Source organism: Priestia megaterium (genome assembly GCF_009497655.1).
Classification (GTDB): Bacteria; Bacillota; Bacilli; order Bacillales; family Bacillaceae_H; genus Priestia; species Priestia zanthoxyli.
In genome coordinates, this window is the sequence record NZ_CP023317.1 from 1,895,857 (window position 1) to 1,916,069 (window position 20,213).

At 37.7% G+C, this 20,213-nt stretch carries 25 protein-coding genes; 17 read left to right on the plus strand and 8 right to left on the minus strand.

The window, feature by feature from the left end:
- Nucleotides 1-109 precede the first annotated feature (109 nt).
- The 3 genes from zwf (at nt 110) to CEQ83_RS09500 (ending at nt 4,299) form a co-directional block, all read left to right on the plus strand.
- Entirely contained in the window at nt 110-1,609 is a 1,500-nt protein-coding gene (gene zwf / locus CEQ83_RS09490) for a glucose-6-phosphate dehydrogenase (protein WP_047751128.1), read from the plus strand.
- 149 nt (nt 1,610-1,758) lie between these two features.
- Entirely contained in the window at nt 1,759-2,814 is a 1,056-nt protein-coding gene (locus CEQ83_RS09495) for a tartrate dehydrogenase (RefSeq protein WP_154991433.1), read from the plus strand.
- Between the two features lie 273 nt (nt 2,815-3,087).
- On the plus strand, nt 3,088-4,299 hold the full coding sequence (locus tag CEQ83_RS09500) for an MFS transporter (RefSeq protein WP_154991432.1): 1,212 nt from the start codon (nt 3,088-3,090) through the stop codon (nt 4,297-4,299).
- Between the two features lie 118 nt (nt 4,300-4,417).
- On the opposite strand, the gene CEQ83_RS09505 is transcribed toward CEQ83_RS09500, so the two are convergent.
- Entirely contained in the window at nt 4,418-4,741 is a 324-nt protein-coding gene (locus tag CEQ83_RS09505) for a winged helix-turn-helix transcriptional regulator (protein ID WP_154991431.1), read from the minus strand.
- A gap of 356 nt (nt 4,742-5,097) precedes the next feature.
- Between CEQ83_RS09505 and CEQ83_RS09510 the strand changes: the two genes are divergently transcribed.
- The 3 genes from CEQ83_RS09510 (at nt 5,098) to CEQ83_RS09520 (ending at nt 8,059) form a co-directional block, all read left to right on the plus strand.
- Entirely contained in the window at nt 5,098-5,847 is a 750-nt protein-coding gene (locus CEQ83_RS09510; RefSeq protein ID WP_028413666.1) for a GTP cyclohydrolase II, read from the plus strand.
- The gene (ribD, locus tag CEQ83_RS09515) at nt 5,844-6,935 is read left to right on the plus strand and encodes a bifunctional diaminohydroxyphosphoribosylaminopyrimidine deaminase/5-amino-6-(5-phosphoribosylamino)uracil reductase RibD (RefSeq protein WP_033578754.1); all 1,092 of its coding nucleotides are present in this window, start codon (nt 5,844-5,846) and stop codon (nt 6,933-6,935) included. The genes CEQ83_RS09510 and ribD overlap by 4 nt, the downstream gene beginning before the upstream one ends.
- A gap of 248 nt (nt 6,936-7,183) precedes the next feature.
- Nucleotides 7,184-8,059 (plus strand): helix-turn-helix domain-containing protein, encoded by an 876-nt coding sequence (locus CEQ83_RS09520; protein ID WP_014460489.1) that lies wholly within the window; start codon nt 7,184-7,186, stop codon nt 8,057-8,059.
- 303 nt (nt 8,060-8,362) lie between these two features.
- Here CEQ83_RS09520 and CEQ83_RS27015 read toward each other — a convergent pair whose 3' ends face one another.
- Both CEQ83_RS27015 and CEQ83_RS09525 read right to left on the minus strand, forming a co-directional pair.
- The gene (locus CEQ83_RS27015) at nt 8,363-8,509 is read right to left on the minus strand and encodes a hypothetical protein (protein ID WP_013056671.1); all 147 of its coding nucleotides are present in this window, start codon (nt 8,507-8,509) and stop codon (nt 8,363-8,365) included.
- A gap of 12 nt (nt 8,510-8,521) precedes the next feature.
- Entirely contained in the window at nt 8,522-8,746 is a 225-nt protein-coding gene (locus CEQ83_RS09525; RefSeq protein ID WP_013056672.1) for a DUF3892 domain-containing protein, read from the minus strand.
- A gap of 104 nt (nt 8,747-8,850) precedes the next feature.
- On the opposite strand from CEQ83_RS09525, the gene CEQ83_RS09530 reads away from it, so the two are divergent.
- The 4 genes from CEQ83_RS09530 (at nt 8,851) to CEQ83_RS09545 (ending at nt 11,150) form a co-directional block, all read left to right on the plus strand.
- A complete protein-coding gene (locus tag CEQ83_RS09530) occupies nt 8,851-9,531 on the plus strand; it encodes a class I SAM-dependent methyltransferase (RefSeq protein ID WP_028413664.1) in 681 nt (226 codons plus the stop codon).
- Nucleotides 9,532-9,596: 65 nt separating this feature from the next.
- A complete protein-coding gene (locus CEQ83_RS09535) occupies nt 9,597-9,725 on the plus strand; it encodes a YuzL family protein (protein ID WP_013056674.1) in 129 nt (42 codons plus the stop codon).
- A gap of 366 nt (nt 9,726-10,091) precedes the next feature.
- Complete coding sequence (locus CEQ83_RS09540; protein ID WP_285852074.1) at nt 10,092-10,370, plus strand: CD3324 family protein; 279 nt, start codon at nt 10,092-10,094, stop codon at nt 10,368-10,370.
- A gap of 135 nt (nt 10,371-10,505) precedes the next feature.
- Nucleotides 10,506-11,150 (plus strand): FusB/FusC family EF-G-binding protein, encoded by a 645-nt coding sequence (locus CEQ83_RS09545; protein WP_154991429.1) that lies wholly within the window; start codon nt 10,506-10,508, stop codon nt 11,148-11,150.
- Between the two features lie 75 nt (nt 11,151-11,225).
- On the opposite strand, the gene CEQ83_RS09550 is transcribed toward CEQ83_RS09545, so the two are convergent.
- Nucleotides 11,226-12,068 (minus strand): sulfurtransferase, encoded by an 843-nt coding sequence (locus CEQ83_RS09550; protein WP_063247259.1) that lies wholly within the window; start codon nt 12,066-12,068, stop codon nt 11,226-11,228.
- 245 nt (nt 12,069-12,313) lie between these two features.
- Here CEQ83_RS09550 and CEQ83_RS09555 point away from each other — a divergent pair, with 245 nt between their 5' ends.
- Nucleotides 12,314-13,063 carry a Cof-type HAD-IIB family hydrolase gene (locus CEQ83_RS09555; RefSeq protein ID WP_028413660.1) on the plus strand — a complete coding sequence of 250 codons (750 nt, stop codon included), beginning with the start codon at nt 12,314-12,316 and terminating at the stop codon, nt 13,061-13,063.
- 135 nt (nt 13,064-13,198) lie between these two features.
- Nucleotides 13,199-13,894, plus strand: coding sequence for a peptidoglycan-binding protein (locus tag CEQ83_RS09560; RefSeq protein ID WP_154991428.1), 696 nt, complete (start codon nt 13,199-13,201; stop codon nt 13,892-13,894).
- 123 nt (nt 13,895-14,017) lie between these two features.
- On the opposite strand, the gene CEQ83_RS27020 is transcribed toward CEQ83_RS09560, so the two are convergent.
- On the minus strand, nt 14,018-14,182 hold the full coding sequence (locus tag CEQ83_RS27020) for a hypothetical protein (RefSeq protein WP_013056680.1): 165 nt from the start codon (nt 14,180-14,182) through the stop codon (nt 14,018-14,020).
- 465 nt (nt 14,183-14,647) lie between these two features.
- Nucleotides 14,648-15,379, minus strand: a complete 732-nt coding sequence (locus CEQ83_RS09565) for a polysaccharide deacetylase family protein (protein ID WP_049164204.1) — start codon at nt 15,377-15,379, stop codon at nt 14,648-14,650.
- Between the two features lie 160 nt (nt 15,380-15,539).
- Here CEQ83_RS09565 and CEQ83_RS09570 point away from each other — a divergent pair, with 160 nt between their 5' ends.
- From CEQ83_RS09570 to CEQ83_RS09585, 4 genes are all read left to right on the plus strand, one after another.
- Entirely contained in the window at nt 15,540-15,950 is a 411-nt protein-coding gene (locus tag CEQ83_RS09570) for a hypothetical protein (protein ID WP_029321326.1), read from the plus strand.
- A gap of 84 nt (nt 15,951-16,034) precedes the next feature.
- Complete coding sequence (locus CEQ83_RS09575) at nt 16,035-16,223, plus strand: hypothetical protein (protein ID WP_014460480.1); 189 nt, start codon at nt 16,035-16,037, stop codon at nt 16,221-16,223.
- A gap of 635 nt (nt 16,224-16,858) precedes the next feature.
- The gene (locus CEQ83_RS09580; RefSeq protein WP_223260161.1) at nt 16,859-17,059 is read left to right on the plus strand and encodes a hypothetical protein; all 201 of its coding nucleotides are present in this window, start codon (nt 16,859-16,861) and stop codon (nt 17,057-17,059) included.
- Nucleotides 17,060-17,660: 601 nt separating this feature from the next.
- The gene (locus CEQ83_RS09585; RefSeq protein WP_014460478.1) at nt 17,661-17,858 is read left to right on the plus strand and encodes a hypothetical protein; all 198 of its coding nucleotides are present in this window, start codon (nt 17,661-17,663) and stop codon (nt 17,856-17,858) included.
- 10 nt (nt 17,859-17,868) lie between these two features.
- Here CEQ83_RS09585 and CEQ83_RS09590 read toward each other — a convergent pair whose 3' ends face one another.
- Nucleotides 17,869-18,114 (minus strand): hypothetical protein, encoded by a 246-nt coding sequence (locus tag CEQ83_RS09590; RefSeq protein WP_028413656.1) that lies wholly within the window; start codon nt 18,112-18,114, stop codon nt 17,869-17,871.
- Between the two features lie 103 nt (nt 18,115-18,217).
- Here CEQ83_RS09590 and CEQ83_RS09595 point away from each other — a divergent pair, with 103 nt between their 5' ends.
- Nucleotides 18,218-18,943, plus strand: a complete 726-nt coding sequence (locus CEQ83_RS09595; protein ID WP_155017210.1) for a hypothetical protein — start codon at nt 18,218-18,220, stop codon at nt 18,941-18,943.
- Between the two features lie 214 nt (nt 18,944-19,157).
- Here the strand turns inward: CEQ83_RS09595 and metA are convergent, their stop codons facing one another.
- Nucleotides 19,158-20,069 carry a homoserine O-acetyltransferase MetA gene (gene metA / locus CEQ83_RS09600; RefSeq protein ID WP_028413654.1) on the minus strand — a complete coding sequence of 304 codons (912 nt, stop codon included), beginning with the start codon at nt 20,067-20,069 and terminating at the stop codon, nt 19,158-19,160.
- Between the last annotated feature and the right edge of the window lie 144 nt (nt 20,070-20,213).

The following is a 20,213-nucleotide window of genomic DNA, read 5'->3' on the forward strand; positions in this document are numbered from 1 at the left end:
GCACTTGTGAGCGTCCTTTTTGATGAAAAAAGGATATTCCCAAATAAACAGAGGTAAGCTAGGAGAAGAGAAAATCCATCATACATACAACCTGACGGGAGGAAAAAAAGTGGAGTCCTTAACTTTTGTTTTATTTGGCGCAACGGGTGATTTAGCAAAAAGAAAAATCTTTCCTGCTCTTTATAATTTATTTACAGACAAAAAGCTCCCTGATGCTATTTCTATTATTGGATCAGGGTACGAGCAGCTATCTCATGAGGATTTTAAAGAGCGTGTAAAGCAATCTATAAACGATTTTTCGAGACGGAAAATGGAAAGTAACGAGGAAGATTTTTTGTCGCTGTTTCATTACCAAGCAGTAGACGCAAGCAAAACAGAAGATTACAAACAGCTGCTAAATCTTGTGAATGAGCAAGAAACAACTCATAGAAGTAAAGGAAATCGTTTGTTTTATTTGTCCGTAGCACCAGAATACTTCGATGTAATTGCGCTGCATATAAAAAAAAGCGGCTTAGACCAAACGAGCGGCTGGAAGCGTCTTATGATTGAAAAGCCATTTGGACATGATCTTGCTTCAGCAAGAAAGCTTAATGAAAAGCTAAGCAGTACGTTTAAAGAAGAAGAAATTTATCGAATTGATCATTATTTAGGTAAACCGATGGTACAAAATTTAGAAGCGCTTGAATTTACGAACCCTGTACTGCAATCATTGTGGAATAACAAACACATTGCGAATGTCCAAATTACAGCAAGTGAAACAGTCGGTGTTGAAAATCGTGCAGGGTATTATGATCATACGGGAGCCATACGCGACATGATTCAAAATCATATGCTGCAGGTTCTCATGATGACAGCCATGCATCTTCCAAAACGAATTTGCTCAGAAAACATTTTAGAAGAAAAGCAAAAAGTAATGGAGTCACTGAGGAAAATTCCAGCACAAGAAGTAGCTCGCGATGTTGTACGAGGACAATACGGAAGCGGAGAAATTGATCACAAATCTGTTAAAGGATACAAAGAAGAGCCCGGCGTAGAAGCAAACTCTAAAAATGACACGTTTGTAGCCGCTCGCTTATGGATTGATAATCCATTTTGGAAAGGTGTTCCTTTTTATATTCGAACGGGTAAACGAATGAAAGAAAAATCAACTCGTATCGTCATTGAATTTAAAGATTCGTTAAAAGGTCTGTATGAAACTCCTTATGATAAAGTAGCGCCAAACTTATTTATTATTGAAATTAGCCCAAGCGAAAACGTCGCTTTGCAGCTTAATAGCAAAAATCCATTAAAAAATGGCGTTATTGAGCCGGTTCGTATTACGTTTTCAAGAGAAGAAGAAAGTGTGCCGGAGGCATATGAACGAATTATTTACGACGCATTAATCGGCGACTCCACATTTTTTGCCCATTGGAAAGAAGTAGAGCTATCTTGGCAGTGGGTACAGCCAGTATTAGATGCATTTGAAGCTGATATGCTGCCGCTTTATGAATATCCATCTGGTTCACAAGGCCCTGAAGAAGCACAAAAATTAGTTGCACAGGAAGGCTTTAAATGGTGGCTCGATGACGATGAACATGGGGAAGCACCTGGAGTGTTTTTGCCGATTTGAAAAAGACATCTCTTTGAGGGATGTCTTTTTCACGGTTTGTATATTCTGAATTTTCTTGAGATGATTATTTTCCCTGCGTATAATCAAAAGAGTATAATGCATGAAGTATTGTGTATAGATCTATATAAAAAGACGCAGGGGGACTTTTGATGAAAACGTTAAAAATAGCGAATATACCAGGAGATGGAGTAGGGAAAGAAGTTGTTCCAGAGGCAGTTAGAGTTCTTCATACGATTGCAGAGCTTCACGGGGGATTAAAATTTGAATTTACAGAATTTCCTTGGAGCTGTGATTATTATTTGAAGTACGGACAAATGATGCCGGAAGATGGGCTACAGCAGCTTCAAGACTTTGACGGAATTTTTTTAGGAGCCGTAGGAAATTTAAATCTTGTGCCAGACCACGTGTCGTTATGGGGTCTGCTTATTAAGATTCGTCGAGAATTTCAGCAGGTAATTAATATTCGTCCGGCCAAGAGGCTAAAAGGCATCGCATCTCCACTAACGAACCCAAAAGACTTTGATTTAATTGTTGTTCGTGAAAATAGTGAAGGGGAATACAGTGAAGTAGGAGGCCGGATATATCAAGGAGAAGATCAAATTTCGATTCAAAATGCGGTTTTTTCTCGAAAAGGAACAGAACGAGCGATGCGCTATGCTTTTGAATTAGCTTCTAAAAGAAAAGGCAAAGTTACAAGCGCCACGAAGTCAAACGGAATTGTTCATTCCATGCCGTTTTGGGACGAAGTGTTTCAAGATGTTGCAAAGAGTTATCCTCATATTGAAACAGATTCCCAGCACATCGATGCGCTGGCGGCTTTCTTCGTAACAAATCCAAGTCGTTTTGATGTCATTGTGGCAAGCAATTTATTTGGAGATATTTTAACAGATATTGGAGCTGCTATTATGGGGAGTATTGGCGTTGCTCCTGCTGCAAATATTAATGTGAACGGAAAATATCCTTCGATGTTTGAACCGGTGCACGGGTCTGCTCCTGATATTGTCGGAAAAGGAATTGCAAATCCAATCGGACAGATTTGGACGGCTAAAATGATGTTGGATCATTTCGGTGAACAAGAATTAGGCAGTCATTTGTTAGAGGTTATTGAGCAAGTGACGGAATCGGGTATCATTACACCAGATGTTGGAGGCAGCGCAACTACTGGTGAAGTAACGGATCAAATTATTTCTCATTTAAAAAAGTGACGCTTCTAAAAGAGGCTGGGATAAAAGTAATGTAGTTGAAGGGAAATCCGAACGATTAATCGTTCGGATTTTTTCATTGTGATGGTGAATGTAGGTTTCATTTATCGATTTGTTTCTATAGAAAAATGAAATCGATAAATACATGTTGACACTTACATATATGAACCCTATAATAGTTTGAGTTGAGATAATTCGTATACATATTATTTATGGACTATGCTTTAGTTTGTTTTAATAAATAGGTACGAATGAAAAGATAAAAGGAGGAAAATCATGCAGAAATCGAAATTATGGACAAAAGATTTTTTAGCGGTCTCACTGACTAGCTTTTTTGTTTTTGTCATTTTTTATATGTTAACTGTCACATTGCCGCTGTTTGCAACGGATGAACTTCATGCAAGTAAGCAAAGCTTAGGGTTAATTGTGACAATTTTTTTAGTCTCCGGCATTGTGTTCAGACCGCTAGCCGGTAAGTGGATGACAACATTAGGACAAAAGAAAGTCCTATTAATAGGTGTCTTCATCTTTTTAATTGGTTCTATTTTATATATGAATATCCACTCATTATCAGCGCTGCTGCTGCTGCGTGTGCTTCATGGTATTGGTTTTGGAATGAGCACAACTGCTACAGGAGCAATTGTTGCAAATGTGATCCCAGAGCGTAGAAAAGGAGAAGGGATGGGATACTATGCGACGTTCATGAATTTAGCGATGGTAGTGGGTCCGTTTGTAGGCTTAACGTTAACAAATACTTTGGGTCATACAGCGGTCTTTACCGTTGCGATTGTATCTTCTGTTTTAGCAGCATTATGCAGTTTAGTACTTCGTGTACCTGAGGTGGAGCCAGCTTCTTCTGCAACAAATAAAATACAGCCAGCTAAAGGTCTTGCGGCGTTTTTTGAATACCGTTCGCTGCCTATTTCTGTTGCTGGCCTTGTGGTAGCTTTTTCATATGCAAGTGTTATTTCGTTTGTGTCTATGTATGCAAAAGAAATGGGCTTTACGCAAGCTTCAAGCTTTTTCTTTGTTGTATACGCGGTGTGCTTATTAGCTTCTAGACCTTTTACTGGAAAATGGTTTGATCAATACGGAGAAAACAGCGTGGTATATCCGTCCATTTTATCTCTAGCTATCGGTATCTTTTTGCTTAGCCAAGCGACAACAAGCTGGGTGTTTTTATTAGCTGGAGCATTGATTGGATTAGGATTTGGAACGATTACATCAAGTTTTCAATCCATTGCTGTAAAAAAAGCTTCTCCTCATCGCCGAGGTGTCGCCACGGCTACGTTTTTTGTGTTTTTTGACTCTGGAATGGGGTTAGGGTCCTTTTTATTAGGTATTTTATCTACAGCAGCCGGATATAAAGGCATGTATGTATTCTGTTCCATTGTTGCTCTTTTAGCTATAGCAGTATACCTTGTATTGCACGGCCGAAAAAGCCAGAAACAGCGTATTATTTCTCAAAATGAATCATTAGGAAAATAACATAAATAAAAAAAGGCGTGCTCAAGGGGAGCATGCCTTTTTTATTTATGGAGCTCTAAAGAAAACGGCTGTGAGCACATCGATATTGAAGCCTTCCTGATTTCTTTAGAGATTTCTTTTATTCCACTTCTTCTTTTGTAATCCACTCACTGGACCATGTCTGAATTTCCTGAATTACCGGCGCCAGTGCTAATCCTTTGTCGGATAGCGAATACTCGATTCGAACAGGAGTTTCCGGAATAACCGTACGAATGACGATTCCTTCATACTCTAATTCTTTTAAGCGCTCGGATAAGAGCCTTCCGCTTACTGGAAGTGCTTCTTGCATTTGAGAAAACCGCTGTGAGCCGGAAAGTAGCTGAAAAATGATCAAACTCGTCCAACGTTTCGTTAGAATAGTAACAGCCTTTTCAAAACGCGGGCAGAGTGCTAAACCGTCCATGTTATTACCTCCATTCTCTTCCTATATTATAAAACAAAGTCAGCATTTTATCTAGTGTTGTGTAATTTAATTACTTAAAGAACATAAATTACTTTACGTTTTTATGTTTTAATTATATAATTTATATAATTAAAGAAGTTAATTACTAAAAGTAACAAAGAGAACATAAAAGCTTTACAAGATAAATGTATCGTCATATAATACTTTAAGCAAGTAAAGTTACTTACTTTTAGTAAGCTAATACATCAATTAAAAAAGATAAATGTAGTGAAGTGCTAGAAAAAATATTTGTTCATGTGAGAGATTGAGCACAATGTGAAAAGAGTAGATAAGTGAAAGACACATAAGAGGAGGAAATGACTGTGATTAACGAAAAAGTTGTTTCAATTTTAAAAGATAAGATTAATGTAGTAAAAAATGATGATCATTTTATTTATATAGTAGGACCTATCACGCTTCCGGTGAATCTAGATGGAGAGACACAAGTATTTAGTTGGTATTCATGGTTGCGTTCTGATAATGTAAAAGAAGGATCTTTAAGTACGGAAGAGCTTATTGAAAAAATGCAAGGAGCTAATTTAGCTGACATGCAGCAATCGAGTGTTCTTGTGTACGGAGATTTTCAAGAATCGCATGAGGCACTCATTCGTATGCACAGTATCTGCCATACGGGAGACATATTCGGAAGCAAACGCTGCGACTGTGGTTTTCAATTAAAACAATCGATGAAAATGATTGTCGAAAATGGAAGCGGAGCGCTATTTTATTTAGCAAATCATGAAGGACGCGGCATTGGCCTATTCAGCAAAGCAATGGCATACGTTCTTCAAGAAAACGGATTTGATACGGTAGAGGCGAATGAAGGGTTAGGATTTGAAGATGATACTCGCAGCTATAGCGAGGCCATCAGTGTGTTAAAAGTGCTGCGTCAAAAACCTGTTACGCTGATTACGAATAATCCGAAAAAGCTAATCGCACTTGAGAAAAACGGTGCACTTTTATCAGGGCGCGTTCCACTTTGGGGAGATGTATCTCAGTTTAATGAAAAGTATCTAGACACCAAAGTTAAACGTTCAGGACACTTAAAAGAGGAGGTTCTTCTTTGATCAATCACGAATTTTATATGAATATAGCTTTACAAAACGCAAAAGCAACAAAAGGACAAACAGATCCAAATCCGCTTGTAGGATCTGTCATTGTAAACGATAATCGAATCGTTGGAATCGGTACGCATTTAAAAGCGGGAGAGCCTCACGCTGAAATTCATGCGCTGCGAATGGCTGGCGAACAAGCACAAGGAGCGACTGCTTATGTAACGCTAGAGCCTTGTTCACACCACGGACGTACAGGTCCTTGTGCTGAAGCGCTGGTTGAAGCCGGTGTAAAAAAAGTGGTCATAGCAACTTTAGACCCCAACCCTTTAGTAGCAGGTAATGGAGTTGAAATTTTAGAAAAAGCAGGCATTGAGGTCATAACAGGTGTATGTGAAGAAGAGTCACGTCAAATGAACGAAGTCTTCAATAAGTATATTGTAACGAAGAAGCCGTTTGTTTCGTTAAAGTCAGCGATTACGTTAGACGGTAAAATAGCTACTGCTTTTTCTCACAGCAAGTGGATTACGTCTGAGGCAGCTCGTTTGGATGTACATCAGCTTCGTCATGAAACGGCGGGTATCTTAGTAGGGGTGAACACGGTCATTAAGGACAACCCCGAGCTGACAACTCGCATCGAAGGCGGCCGAAGCCCGATTCGTATTGTGATGGATTCGAAGTTGCGTATGCCCCTTGATTCCAAGCTAGCAACGGATTCTTTAGCCCCAACATGGGTATTTACAAGTCAGGGCTATTCAAAAGAAAAAAAAGAACAGCTTGAGAAACAAGGCGTCGAAGTATTTGTCACAAGCGGTGAGGACAAAGTAAATCTTGAAGATATGCTTTCTATACTAGGTGAGAAATTTGTGTCGTCTCTTTTAATTGAAGGAGGCGGCGAAGTGAATGCCGCATTTCTAGAAAATCGTTTAATTGATAAATTGGTGCTGTATATGGCTCCAAAGCTTTCAGGAGGAAAAGAAGCTCCTACTTTTCTAGAAGGAAAAGGCGTAGAAAAGATGTGGGATGCAGTGGACGTGGAGCGTCTTTCTGTTACTTCAATTGGTAAAGACTTTAAATTTGTTGGATATCCTGTTTATAAATGAAAATGTAAATGAGGCTGGAACAAAAATATGTTAGTTGAAGGAAAATCCGAACGATTTATCGTTCGGATTTTTTAGAGAAGAAAAATAATACACTATTTTACTCTTATAGATTAATTTGCTATTATAGGGAATGGTCAATTTCGAAACAGTGTATAAATTTTTAACGTGTTTACAGTTGACTATCTAAATAAAAGCACTATATGTTTATAGAGAGAATATATTATGTGAAAGTAAGGGTGAGAAAAGAGATGAGAGAGTATAGAATTGGGAGTGTTATGAGAGACCTTCGCAAAATGGCAGGGTTGACACAACAAGAATTATCAAGAGACATTTGTACACAAGCGCAAATCAGCAAAATTGAAAATGGTGAAGAATATCCATCAAGCATTACCCTCTATAAAATTTCTAAGCGCCTTGGCGTAGATGTTAACTACTTTTTTGATAGTGTAGAATCACCTCGACTTGATTACGTAGATGCGGTTCAATCGTTAATTCGTCAATATATTCGTCAGAGAGATTATGATGCTATTCATAATATCATTGTAAAAGAAAAAGAAAGTCCCCTGTTTCAAAATCCGCTGAACAAGCAGTTTTTAATGTGGCACGAAGGTATTTGCGTGTATTACATTCATCACAACAAAGAAGATGCGCTGTCTAAAATGTACCAAGCGATCGAGCTTACTAAGCAATCAGCAACGTTTTATAAAGAAAGAGAAATTGAAATTTTAAATAGCATTGGGATTATTCTTTATGAAGAGAAAGAGTATGAACAGGCTCTAGATACATATCAAACAGCACTCAAAAGCTTAAATGAGCTGCCCCAAACAAAAGACGAAAATATAAAAATTAGAATTTTAAATGCACTTGCCAAAACGCTTGGAGATATGAGTAACTATGATGAATCATTGATATATAGCAACCGAGGAATCGATTTGTGCATTAGTAATGAATCAATGTATTTATTTGGAGAACTTCATTACCAAGCAGGAGAGAGCTTAATCAAATTAGGTAAAATTGAACAAGGTAAAGAATATATGGAAAAGTCTATGACCATTTTCACCTTGCAGCGAAACGAGCGATTCGTCAAGCTAGTAGAAAAAGAACTTGAAGCTCTATTTGTTTAAAATATTCCTATCATTATAATTTTTGAGAAATTTCTATCAAAATGGAGGAAATCCATGGTTTTAAGGTGATAAATGCTGATAGAAAGGAATTCATCTACTTTTATCCTGTGATACACTAGAGTCAAATCAAAGAAAGAGGAGGAAATAATTATGAAAAAAGTATTAGTCGGTATGGCATTAGCGTTTACATTAGTAGCAGGTGTTGCTTCAGTTGGAACAAGCGTAGCAACAGGAGATTTTTCAACATTAGGTCTTCCAAGCCAACATTAATAAAAAAAGCCGTGCTAAAAAGCACGGCTTTTTTTATTGTGTTTTACTAGACTGATCTTTGTTGCGTTTGTTTCCCTTTGAATTATCCCCGCTTGAAATTTCTTCACCCATTTCAACAAGGTGGTGCTGCGTTTTTGGATTACTTTGATTAGCGCTTCCTTTGTTATTCTTTTTTGTCATATCCATTCTCCTTTAAAACGATGGCAATGCATCGAGATTATTTGTTTTGTCATGGTCAGGAATGCTGCGAATATACGTACCGCCGTCTTTCCCTACAAAGGTACTCACATGCTCAACGTCCCCAGCTTCTACTTTCTTTAACGCTTCTTCATAGGTTAAAACGTCTCCTGAAGCCGTTTGGAATTCTAAGAGGTCACCGTCTGCATTTTTACGTACTGCAACGAAACGTTCTTTCATACAAATAAACACCTTCCTTTACATCTATATGGTTGCTGAAATAGTCGTTTTTATTCATTATAAAAAGTGATAAGGTAAAGAAAAGAGTGCAAAGGGGATAAAAAATGACAACATTTAATTGGCATGATCAAGCTCAAGACGAGTGGAACCAAAAAGTATCATTTTGGAATAGCCGAAGTGAAGAAATGTGGAAAAACGGAAGTCGGAAAACAGTGATTCCATTTGTTCAAAAACATCTTAAATCAGGGGGTATAGTGGCAGACGTGGGCTGCGGTGATGGGTTTGGGACATCTCTTCTAGCTGCTTCTGGATACAAAACAATCGGTCTTGATTTATCGGAAGAAATGATTCAAAAAGCATCGCAGCTGCATAAAAGTGAAAATTTGTCGTTCGCTCAAGCTGATATTATGAAGCTCCCGCTGTCTTCTGAATCAGTAGAAGGGGTTATGGTAATCAATGCGTTAGAATGGACTGAGCATCCTCGATTAGCTTTGAAGGAATTGTACCGAGTTGTAAAACCAGGAGGATATGCATGCGTAGGTATTCTTGGGCCAACTGCTCAGCCTCGTACCAACAGTTATCAAAGGCTATATGGGGAAGACGTTATTTGCAATACGATGATGCCGTGGGAGTTTGAACAGCTTGCAAAAGAAAATGGTTGGGAAGTAATCGATGGCGAAGGTGTATATAAGCGAAATGTTACTGATAAGCTGATTGGACAGCTCCCAAATGAATTAAAGCAAGCCTTAACGTTTCTATGGCTATTTATGCTCAAGAAACAATAAAAACAGCACGCGTCTCCTTATATGTAGCTGTACAAAGGGTACACTACAAACTGGAGGTGAGTGACATGAGTAAAATTAAAAAAGACCGCTCAAAATCAGAGCTAGGTTCACCAAATGTAGAAGGACAAGGGACGACCACTTCTGAACAAGGTGTTCAAAGCAGTTCAGCTAACAAAAAGCAGAAGCGTTCATAACAAAAATAAAACGAACTTGCAGGGAGAACAACGAGCTCACTGCAAGTTCGTTTTATTTACGGTGTCATCTTTATAAGTAAGAAGGTATTGTCTGCAAGATTGCAGATAGCTTATAATAAAATCTGAGCCAATAATTGTAATTTTCTACAAGCTTGGTTTCCATTCGATGTAAAGCGGAGGTGTAATAAATGGTGAATAAAAGATATTTACCGGATACTGCAGCGTCTCATGCAAAGCCTGATATTAGAGAGGCGATACTTTGCATGGGGTGGACGGTTTAGTAATAGACATCGCCTAACCGAGCATATCTCATTTCTAATATATACGGCTTTGCCCCTTATTGTATAAGCAAAATCACATAAGGAGCTGGCAGAAATGACGTATGTAAAAGCAACAAATATTTTACCTGAAGAGCTGATTAGTGAAATTCAAAAATATATTCAAGGAGAAACCATTTATATTCCAAAGCCGCAGAAGGCAAGGAAGAAATGGGGCACTTGCTCTGGTGGAAGAAAGTTGATTGACGAGCGAAACGAACAGATTAAGACGTTGTTCAAAAAAGGAGCTTCAATCGAGGAGCTAGCCCGTGAATATTTCTTATCAACCGAAACCATCAAAAAAATTGTATATAAAAAGCAACGGTAAAAATCAAGCGCGGGCGACTGAATGCCCGCGCTTTTTTAGGTATAGTTTATTTCTGATTTATTTTTTACATTTCGTAAAAGGAATCCATACGGTAAAGTAAAAAGTAGCTGATTACCTGAAGAAGGAGTGAAGATCGTGGAAGCGTTTATAAGAAATGATCAATATAACTTTATCAAAAGCCAAACGCAAATTCTTATCAATGGATATGGAACAGTGAACAATTCCGATGTGCTGCAGGCTTTAAAAGCTCTTGCAAAAGAAAAAGTATTAAACGCGTTTGAAGTTCTTACTGAGGAACAGGAAGAGTTATTGCTACCGGTTGCTGAAGTTAAAAATAAAGAACAAGCAGAGGTGTTTTTAGAAACGATAAAGCCTTACGTGATTCCATTTAAATCGTTTACAGAAGCTGGCGTGAAAAAATTGTTTCCGAAAGTGAAAAAGTTAAAGATTCCTTCAGTTGATACCATTGATCTAGGGAGCATTTCATATGTTAGCTGGGTCGATAAAGGCTCAAACAAAAAGTTTATCGTAGCGCAGGATCCGTATACCGAGAAGCTAAAAGGTATTCAAGGAACATTTAAGCCTATCAACCAGAAGGGAATATGCACACTTTGCCACAGCTACGAGGAAGTCGGTATGTTCACTGCTGAAATCAAAGGAACTGTTCAAGGAACATTTACCCAACGAGGAAATTATATTTGTCAAGATAGCGAAGCGTGTAATCAAAACTTGCTTACCTTAGATCGGCTTCATGATTTTATGTTGAGGCTCAGTAAATAGCATGCGGCTAATAAGAAAAATACAAAAAAAGAAGGTTCAGTCTCTATACTTTTGGTGAGACTGAGCCTTCTTTGTCTATCTGTTTTTCTCGATTGGATTGTCACGATAGCTAATCCAATCGCTCCAGCTGCCGGCATATAATTTTACATTTGGAAAACCGGCTGATTTTAAAGCCAAAACGTTAGGGCAAGCAGATACACCCGATCCGCAGTATACAATGATTTCAGCGTGAGAATCAATAGCTGAAAACATCTCCTTCCACTCTTTATCTGTTTTCCATAAACCTTCTGAAGTTAACACATCTTGCCAAAAAGAATGAATGGCGCCTGGAATATGTCCTGCTACAAAATCAATGGGTTCTTCTAAGCCGAGATATCTCTTTTTTTCACGAGAGTCGACAAGAACAACATTAGGATTATGAAGATTCTCTTTTACGTATTCAACTCCTGCAACTCCCCAATCTTGTTGAACGAAAGGTACAAAAGTTTGAGGAGAAGATGCTGGAACGCTCTTAGTTGTTTCATATCCCGATTGTTTCCAGTTATTAAAACCTCCATTTAAAATTTGTACGTATTCAATTCCTATATATCGCAGTAGCCACCATGCTCTTGAAGCCATCATTCCGTTTTGTTCATCATAAACGACGACTCTGGAATCAGCATTAATTCCTAAGTTGCCGAGCTTCTGAGCGAGCTTTTGAACATCGGGCAGCGGGTGTCTGCCTCCGTGAGAAGTAGCCACAGAGGACAAATCTTTTTCTAAATCCAAATAATGAGCATCCGGGAGGTGCTCATTTTGATAAGCATCTGCTCCTGCCTCAGGCTTTCCAAGGGTAAATCGGCAGTCAAGCAACACAATGGAGTGTTGGGGTTGCTGTAATGCAGTATGTAAGTCAGCCGGTGAAATAATAGTGTTCATAACATTCACATCCTTTTACCAAAATTCTAGTTGAAATAAATAAAAATGAAAAGCTTTAAATATAAATTACGGCAAAGGTATGCTGCTTTCCTTCAATTATTCCCCATAGAATAATTGACCATTTTAGCGCTTATCTGATGCAGAGTGAAATGTTCCTGTGCTACAGTTATAGTAAGAGTTACATAGTATAAGTTAAATACTCAGCGCAATGTCATACTTACTATTGATGAGAAGGAGAGAGAAAGATGCAAACAAATGAAAAGAAAGAATTTAAACTGATTGCACTAGATATGGATGGAACCCTGCTGAACGATCAGCAAGAAATTTCTGAAGAAAATCGTGCGGCCATTGCTAAAGCTCAAGAACAAGGTGTTCATGTGGTATTAAGCACGGGGCGATCTCTTTTAACATGCCGTGAATACGCGCAGTCTCTTCAGCTGTCTTCTTACCTTATTACAGTAAACGGAAGTGAAATTTGGGATGAATCTGGACAGCTTGTAGAACGAAAGTTAATTGATGCTTCACACATTGAGAAAATGTGGAATCTAACGCAAGAGCATAAGCTTAACTTCTGGGCTGTGACGACGGATAAAGTATGGAGAGATGAATTTCCAGAAGATATTGCTTCACAGGAATGGCTGAAGTTTGGCTACGATATTCCAGATGATGCTTTACGAGAAGAAGTGCTGAAACAAATAGCAGGCATTTCAGATTTTGAAATCAGCAATTCTAGTTTAACGAATCTAGAAATTAATGCACTTGGTATTAACAAAGCAAAAGGGATCATGACTGTATGTGAACGTTTGGGCATTTCAATGGATGAAGTCATTGCAATGGGAGACAGCTTAAATGATATGGCTATGATTGAAGCGGCAGGTTGTGGAATCGCCATGGGAAATGCTCAGGAAGCTGTAAAAGAAGCAGCGGACTGGGTGACAGATACAAATGTCAATAACGGAGTAGCGAAGGCTATCAGCCACTGGGTACTGAAATAACAGCAGCTCTACACAGCAGGCGTCACTGTTGCACCACTTAACTACTTTCCGCATAAACTGATACTGGATGCCTCCCTTAGAGTTCGTCTTATACGTATATATAAGGAGAAGCCATCTAGTTAAGGAGTGGGGAGTATGAGCGATTTATCATTAGACAAGCTGTTAAAAAAAGCAGAAAATAAGCTGCAGAATGTACATGAAATAGTGCAAGAAAAAGCGTACGAACTCATTAGGCAAGCATATAAAGAAAGTATATTTATTGTGATCACTGAAGGATTTAGATCGATAGAGCAGCAGCGCAAACTATATTCACAAGGCCGAACAACACCAGGAAGTATCGTGACTAATGCCAAAGGCGGCTATTCTTATCATAATTATGGACTAGCTATTGATATTGCGCTGCTTGATAACAACGGAGAAGTTGACTGGACCATTGATCGAAGATGGAACAAAGCGGGAGAGGTAGGAAAAAGGATCGGGTTGGAATGGGGAGGAGATTGGAAAAGCTTAAAAGATTATCCTCATTTTCAATATACATTCGGTTTATCTTTGTCGGAGCTTCGAAGTGGAAAAAAACCTGAGAAACAGACGGAAAAGGTTTCAAGAGTGCTAATTGAATACGGAGATCGAGGAAATCAAGTACAGTTAATTCAACGTATGCTTATTCACTTAGGCTATTCTCTTTTTGGAGGAGCAGACGGTATATTCGGGTCTTCCACTCTCAAAGCGGTAAAAGCTTTTCAACAAGCACTTTATTTGCAGGTAGATGGAATAGTTGGACCGAAGACACTCGAAAAACTCTATGGAAATTTTAATAAAACTATGTTCTAAATAACCATAAAAATATGAGAACGAGAAAAGGAAGAAAAGAGATGGATGGAAATCGTCTCCTTTCTTCCTTTTCTGTAGTTATGGTAGAAAAACTGAAATTTATAAAGAAATAAAAAGGATTTTCTAAGCGTAAGAAACGTTCACGTGATCTAACTGGATAACATTGCTCAACAACACGATATCTTTATATATTTCACTTTTTACAGAGGCGTTTGAACAGTTTTGATAGTCTTTCAACAAGCGGCCAAGTTCTTTAATAAATAACAACGTCTCTTGTTCATTAATCATAGTCAAAACTCCTTGTTTAGAAATGAATCCAGGTCATTATATAGGAATTCTATCATATCTATACGCACCTGTTGACAAAAAAAGTTCGTCAATTTTTTTGTGAGAAGAAGAAATTTAGGGATATGTGGAATGCGTTCGACTCTCTCATTTTATACATATGCAGCTTGTCTAAAAATATGAGAGTAGTTATAGTAATATTTACTCCTAATTATGCAACTTAAAACCTATTTTAGAGGTTATCCGTAAATTCCCTCTATTGTAGAGTGATGGAACAAAAAAAGAATGCCTCCTTTTGTATCTTTAGTATGATAACGTTTTGAAGGAATAAGGCATATTTTTGAGTTTTAAGATGGATTTGTATTAGATCTTTTGACACGCTCTTTTTGTAGGGGGAGGCATATTTACTTTCTATTAAAGAAAATTGTAAAGCTCCAACGAGTTTCTAAATCAGAAACTCGTTGGAGCTTAATTTTTTGGATAAGGGATGTGCAAAAGTTCTGGGACGGTCACAAAATGATATCCTTCTTGTTTAAGTCTAGGAATGATGGTGTCCAGCGACTTTGGGGTGTTGGAAAGATCCATGGTCCAATGGCCGCCGTCGTGCATCAAAACAATTGTTCCAGCGTGCATGTTCTTAAATACATTCTTGGTGATTTCCGCTTCTGGGATTTGCTTCCAGTCTAATGAATCAGAAGACCAGTTAATCGCATAGACATTTTCATTTGGCAGCTCGCTGATCATTTCTTGCGTTAAATTTCCATAGGGAGGACGAAACAGCTGTGTTTCAAACCCGGTAATGTTTTTAATAATAGCCTGAGTTTTGGCAATTTCCCAGTGAAACTTTTCAGTCGATTCTTTTAGTAAGTTGGGGTGCCAATAGGTATGAATCCCAACAGCATGACCTTCAGCTACCATTCTCTTCACCAGCTCAGGATGTTCGTGAGCTTTTGCCCCAATAAGAAAAAAGGTTGCTTTAATACCATGCTTTTTCAATTGATCCAATACATGTGGAGTAAAGCGCGGATCCGGTCCATCATCAAATGTTAGGGCGGTTTGCTTTAGGTGGTTATTACCTTGATAAAGCAAACGGTCACGCACAGCTATATTTTTTACTTGTTCCGCTTTACATAGTGCAGGAAGGGCTCCATTAAATAAGAAGCACAGTGTGAGAAGCAGTATACTAATTCTTCGTATCATGTACATGCACGCTCCTTTCTAGGACAAAGTATAACGTTATGATACCCGATTAAAAAATTTGTATGAAGCTGAATTGCCCTTTTGTTCCAAAACGTATGATATGCATGAAACAGCGCACTATAATAAACAGTTACTATTAGGTCAAGAAAGGAAAAAACAGATGAAAAAAATACTGATCGCTGTAGCATTAATCTTTTCGCTAAGTTTATCTCCTTTAGCTGAATATATTTCCTATCACGATGACTATAACGCAAGTGCAAGGTCGTATCGTTCGGGAAAGCGTTCGTTTAATAGACAGCCAAGCGTTAGACAAAATGAGCCGAGATCTAATTTTTCAAACCGCAGAAATGGAACGGTAAATCGAGGTGTTACTCGTTCAAACCGGGGGGGATTCGCCCGTGGACTTCTGTATGGAGGGCTAGCAGGACTTTTATTTGGAGGTTTGCTTGGTCATATGGGGGCACTGGGCGGGATTTTTGGGTTATTAATTAACATTTTGGCTATTGTGCTTGTCATTAATTTAATTCTGCGCTTTTTTCGCTCTTCTCGCCGCGACAACAATTGGAGATAGGCGGTAATTGCTGTCATAAACTGATAAGAAAGCTCCATATAAATAAGAAAACGCTTTCTATAGTTAATCGAAAGGATGAAACGTATGTCAGCAAACAGACAGCGCAGCAAGTACTTGGCGTTTTGCACAGAATGCGGTCTCCCAAACAGGTTAACATTGTTTCTTTTAAGACAGTACGTTGCGACAGACGAATATAGCGGATTTTATTGTGGGAATTGCGGAATTCGAAACGAATTTCCAGATTCGGTCATTGAATATATTAAAGAACTTTAAAGAGGCTGAGACAAACGTATATTAGTTGAAGAATCCGAGCGGTGAATCGTTCGGATTTTTTCATGGATAGGCTGAACGTAGACCTTATGTATGTAGCTGATTCTAGCGGTTGGTTGAAGGACAAGGTGTAGAAAAGCTAAATAGATAAGAACTCGCCGAAGGAGCGCAAACGGCGAGGAAGCTCAACATCATCCTATAAAAAGTAAGGTATTGCACCGAAATCAACAGCAGTGTCATAGGCGATTCATACTCGATTTTTTATCCCGTTCGTTTCTTCTGGGATTGGATTGATCTCGTGATGTCTCAATCTCTTTTCTTTATTTGATAAAACTATGTTCTAAATACAAATTACAAGACATGGCCGCTTACAAAGAAGAAGTGATGCCTGAATGCTTCACCTTATTCAGGGCGATTAAAAAACTCCCGTTTTAAACTTACTAGGTAGGGGAGTACAAAGGGTTTACGAGAAGAACATATATGAATTTAGTGGCGATAGATTTAACGAACATGTTAATTGCAGAAAATCAATTGAACCATACTTTAAACGGACGCATATACTACATTAAAATTTTAGAAAGCGGAGGAATGGACTAATGCCTGTTTCCGTCATTTTCAACCAAATAAACGTGGTAAGTATGGTGTCCAATTCAGTAATTGCTTCAGGTCAAAATAGCCAGCCAGATTGGAATTCCCAAGGTAAATTTAACTTAGGAAACGGTTTTGCTATAAATTCAGCTATATTGGGCAGCACGAATATCATTAATGATCAGGATGTTTGTGATACGCCAATTACTCAGCCTGAAAATATTAATCCTCAGCCAGTTTCTCAGTTCTAGGAAAAAGAAGATGAAAGAAGTTGAGAAAAGTTGATTATAAAATTTACTAATCTTAATGTTACGTATATTTCTAATAACTCTGGTATTTTCACAGGAGAAAATACTCAATCAGATTGGGAAGTGAATTGGAAAAGTAATACGGGGTTTGGTGAAATAATTGGCTATAATAACTTCGCCTCTCAAATGGTAAATGTTATTAACGATAATGACGTCGTTGATTCCAATTTTTCTGAACACATAGATTTCAACAATGCTCCTGTTACACAAAGTTAAAGAAGTAAAAGTAATTAGGCATTCTATCAATCGGTTATTTTGGCAGAGTGGGGAGGATATATGAGTAACAGGCTTAAACCATCTTTTATACAGATGGTTTTTTTGCTAGCTTATTTTAGAGGGAAAGCTATTAATATACACTGCAAGGGGAATGAGAGGAATACTTTTATAGTAAATGGAGTAAGTATCATAGAAAAGGCGTAAAAGCTTAAATGATTAAAGAGACGTTCAATTTGAGACGAACAAATAAGAATTTAAACATAAGATAATGTATTTTCAGTTTTATATTGAATCAGATGAAGTAAACTGCTGTCTGTGAGGTGTTTTTATGTCTAATATTCACTATCATTCCATCAAAGTAAATAAAATCCAAAACAGTTCAGGCCTATTTTATGGCGTTAATATTCAATATAAATGGAGTCATAAAAGTCGAATTTCTGACGGTTTCGGAAAAATAGTTGGTGATTCTAATAAAATTTTAAATAATACCACCGTGGCGAAAACCCCTAAAAAAAATGATGAGTAAAATCCTAGAGTTAAGTTTCTTTTGCAGCCTGCTTAAAAGAGTCATTTACATCATCTTCACCAAGAACAAGATGTGTATTGTAGGATAGTTGATTATCATCTCCCGAAATTGTGCCAAAACCTGAATTGCTGCTGCTGATTGTAGTTTCCCAATTTTTTTGCATGTTTTTTCCTATAAATACTCCTGCGTTGTTTTTAACCGTATTTACGGTGAGGTCATCAAAAATGATTTGCGGAGAACGGAGATCTATTTTCATAATTCCTCCCCATACATATGAGACATTAATTAAAGTTATCTAATACACTACTATATGTTGTAAATGGGCTAAAAGTGTTAAAACAAATGAGGGGTCAAACTCTATGGATGAAAAGGTGTTGAATATACTCAAAAACATTGAAAAAAGGCTCGCAAGCTTAGAAAAACACGTAAATGAACTTTCAAAAGAAAAGGTCCAATCTTTTCATTTAGATATAAAGAACGTTGAAACACTGAACTTGGACGAACTGTCTTATTATTTAGAACATATTGATGTAAAGGAACTTAGTGGAACTTTGAATATTGGTAATACTTTTCCTGCGCAAACGAATCAATATCAAGCGCCGAGAAAGAAAGGTAAAAAAACAACAAATGACTCTGATGTTAATCGGAAATCGGGTAGTCAGAATAATAAAGCAAAAAATAAAGAAAAGGGTCCTTCTGAAATATCAGTTAAAATTAATGAAAGAAGTGTCCCTTACAAACTAATCCATACAGAAAAAATGAGGGAGTCTAATCAGGCTCTAGAATCAATCTTTAGCATAGGTGACATTCATATTGGTACAATCGAAGATGCTTCAGCTGTAAACTTTGGTAATAACTTTCCGACAAATTTTAGAAGTCATAAAAAAGTGAGTCAGGGATTTGGCAATATTTTGGGCAATCAAAATGATATACATGACATCTTATCCTCTTTAGAGGAAAAAGATGCTTCAGAAGTATACAATGAAAACCAAGGTGAAAAGCCGCCTGAATGGCTGGACACAATGATAGAAGAACAAAAGAAGGAGATGGGTACCAACCTAAATGGAGATGAAAAGGGAGAGTGAATAGGAGAGCAAAACCTTTGGGTTCTAAGGTCAGTGTTGTTGATGCGAAATTTCTGAAAGAAAGCTTTAATTACGGAATAAAGAAGGATTAGTAATAAAAAACCTGCTACTTGTTTGGAGTAGCAGGTTTTTTAGTTTGTTTCTTGTTCGCTGCAGTTTCAACATGAAAAAGAGCATGCGTAATTTAATTGAACACTGGGATAGATCGGTTCTTTCATTCCCACAGATATGGAGTCTCTTGGTAAACATAATAGTTTAACCAATTCATAAACAGCAGGTTGGCATGAGAACGCCATGTTTTTAAAGGGTTTTTGTCAGGATCATTGTTTGGGAAATAGTGTTCCGGAAGCTTTGGTTCTAGTCCTTTTTCTGTATCTCGAAGAAATTCTTCTTGCAGTGTTTGAACGTCGTACTCTGGGTGGCCTGTCACGAAAACAAACTTTTCGTCTTTAGACATCGCCATATAAACACCAGCTTCTTCAGAGTAGGAAAGAAGCTCAAGGTCAGGATGATTTTTTACTTCATTCATGTCTACATCAGTGTGACGGGAATGAGGAGAATAAAAGACATCATCAAATCCTCGCAGCAGCTTAATGGGTTCTTCACTCGATACAACATGTGTAAATACACCCGTGCATTTATCAGAAAGAGGTCGCTTGTCAATGCCAAAGTGATGATAAAGTCCGGCTTGAGCTCCCCAACAGATATGAAGGGTAGAAGTCACATTTGTTTTACACCAATTCATAATTTCTTGAAGTTCTTTCCAGTAGTTTACTTCTTCAAATGGTATATGTTCTACAGGTGCTCCTGTAATAATCATTCCGTCATATTTTCGTTCTTTAATTTGTTCAAACGTTTTATAAAACTGATCTAGGTGATTTTTACTCGTTGTTTTTGCTTTATGGCTTGCCGTGTAAAGAAGTGTAATATGCACTTGCAGCGGTGAGTTCCCGAGTAAACGTAACAATTGCGTTTCAGCTTTTTCTTTTTCCGGCATTAAGTTTAGGATAACAATATTAAGCGGGCGAATTTCTTGGTTAACAGCGCGCACGTCGTCCATGATGAAAATTCTCTCTTTTTCTAAAATTTCTTTTGCCGGAAGATCACGTGGAATATTAATAGGCAATAAAATTCCTCCTATTCGATTTCGAAGTAATGACGCGTATAAATGTTCTTTCTCACGTGAAGATGAGGTTCAACATTTATGTACAATATACTATTATAGGAATATACAGAATATTAAGCAATTGAATTTTGAAAAAAAAGAGCA

Coding starts and splice junctions, on each gene's coding strand:
- CEQ83_RS09495 (WP_154991433.1), top strand. CDS start 1,759: ATGAAAACGTTAAAAATAGCGAATATACCAGGAGATGGAGTAGGGAAA.
- CEQ83_RS09500 (WP_154991432.1), top strand. CDS start 3,088: ATGCAGAAATCGAAATTATGGACAAAAGATTTTTTAGCGGTCTCACTG.
- CEQ83_RS09505 (WP_154991431.1), bottom strand. CDS start 4,741: ATGGACGGTTTAGCACTCTGCCCGCGTTTTGAAAAGGCTGTTACTATT.
- CEQ83_RS09510 (WP_028413666.1), top strand. CDS start 5,098: ATGACTGTGATTAACGAAAAAGTTGTTTCAATTTTAAAAGATAAGATT.
- CEQ83_RS09520 (WP_014460489.1), top strand. CDS start 7,184: ATGAGAGAGTATAGAATTGGGAGTGTTATGAGAGACCTTCGCAAAATG.
- CEQ83_RS27015 (WP_013056671.1), bottom strand. CDS start 8,509: ATGACAAAAAAGAATAACAAAGGAAGCGCTAATCAAAGTAATCCAAAA.
- CEQ83_RS09525 (WP_013056672.1), bottom strand. CDS start 8,746: ATGAAAGAACGTTTCGTTGCAGTACGTAAAAATGCAGACGGTGACCTC.
- CEQ83_RS09530 (WP_028413664.1), top strand. CDS start 8,851: ATGACAACATTTAATTGGCATGATCAAGCTCAAGACGAGTGGAACCAA.
- CEQ83_RS09535 (WP_013056674.1), top strand. CDS start 9,597: ATGAGTAAAATTAAAAAAGACCGCTCAAAATCAGAGCTAGGTTCACCA.
- CEQ83_RS09550 (WP_063247259.1), bottom strand. CDS start 12,068: ATGAACACTATTATTTCACCGGCTGACTTACATACTGCATTACAGCAA.
- CEQ83_RS09555 (WP_028413660.1), top strand. CDS start 12,314: ATGCAAACAAATGAAAAGAAAGAATTTAAACTGATTGCACTAGATATG.
- CEQ83_RS09560 (WP_154991428.1), top strand. CDS start 13,199: ATGAGCGATTTATCATTAGACAAGCTGTTAAAAAAAGCAGAAAATAAG.
- CEQ83_RS27020 (WP_013056680.1), bottom strand. CDS start 14,182: ATGATTAATGAACAAGAGACGTTGTTATTTATTAAAGAACTTGGCCGC.
- CEQ83_RS09565 (WP_049164204.1), bottom strand. CDS start 15,379: ATGATACGAAGAATTAGTATACTGCTTCTCACACTGTGCTTCTTATTT.
- CEQ83_RS09570 (WP_029321326.1), top strand. CDS start 15,540: ATGAAAAAAATACTGATCGCTGTAGCATTAATCTTTTCGCTAAGTTTA.
- CEQ83_RS09575 (WP_014460480.1), top strand. CDS start 16,035: ATGTCAGCAAACAGACAGCGCAGCAAGTACTTGGCGTTTTGCACAGAA.
- CEQ83_RS09580 (WP_223260161.1), top strand. CDS start 16,859: ATGGTGTCCAATTCAGTAATTGCTTCAGGTCAAAATAGCCAGCCAGAT.
- CEQ83_RS09585 (WP_014460478.1), top strand. CDS start 17,661: ATGTCTAATATTCACTATCATTCCATCAAAGTAAATAAAATCCAAAAC.
- CEQ83_RS09590 (WP_028413656.1), bottom strand. CDS start 18,114: ATGAAAATAGATCTCCGTTCTCCGCAAATCATTTTTGATGACCTCACC.
- CEQ83_RS09595 (WP_155017210.1), top strand. CDS start 18,218: ATGGATGAAAAGGTGTTGAATATACTCAAAAACATTGAAAAAAGGCTC.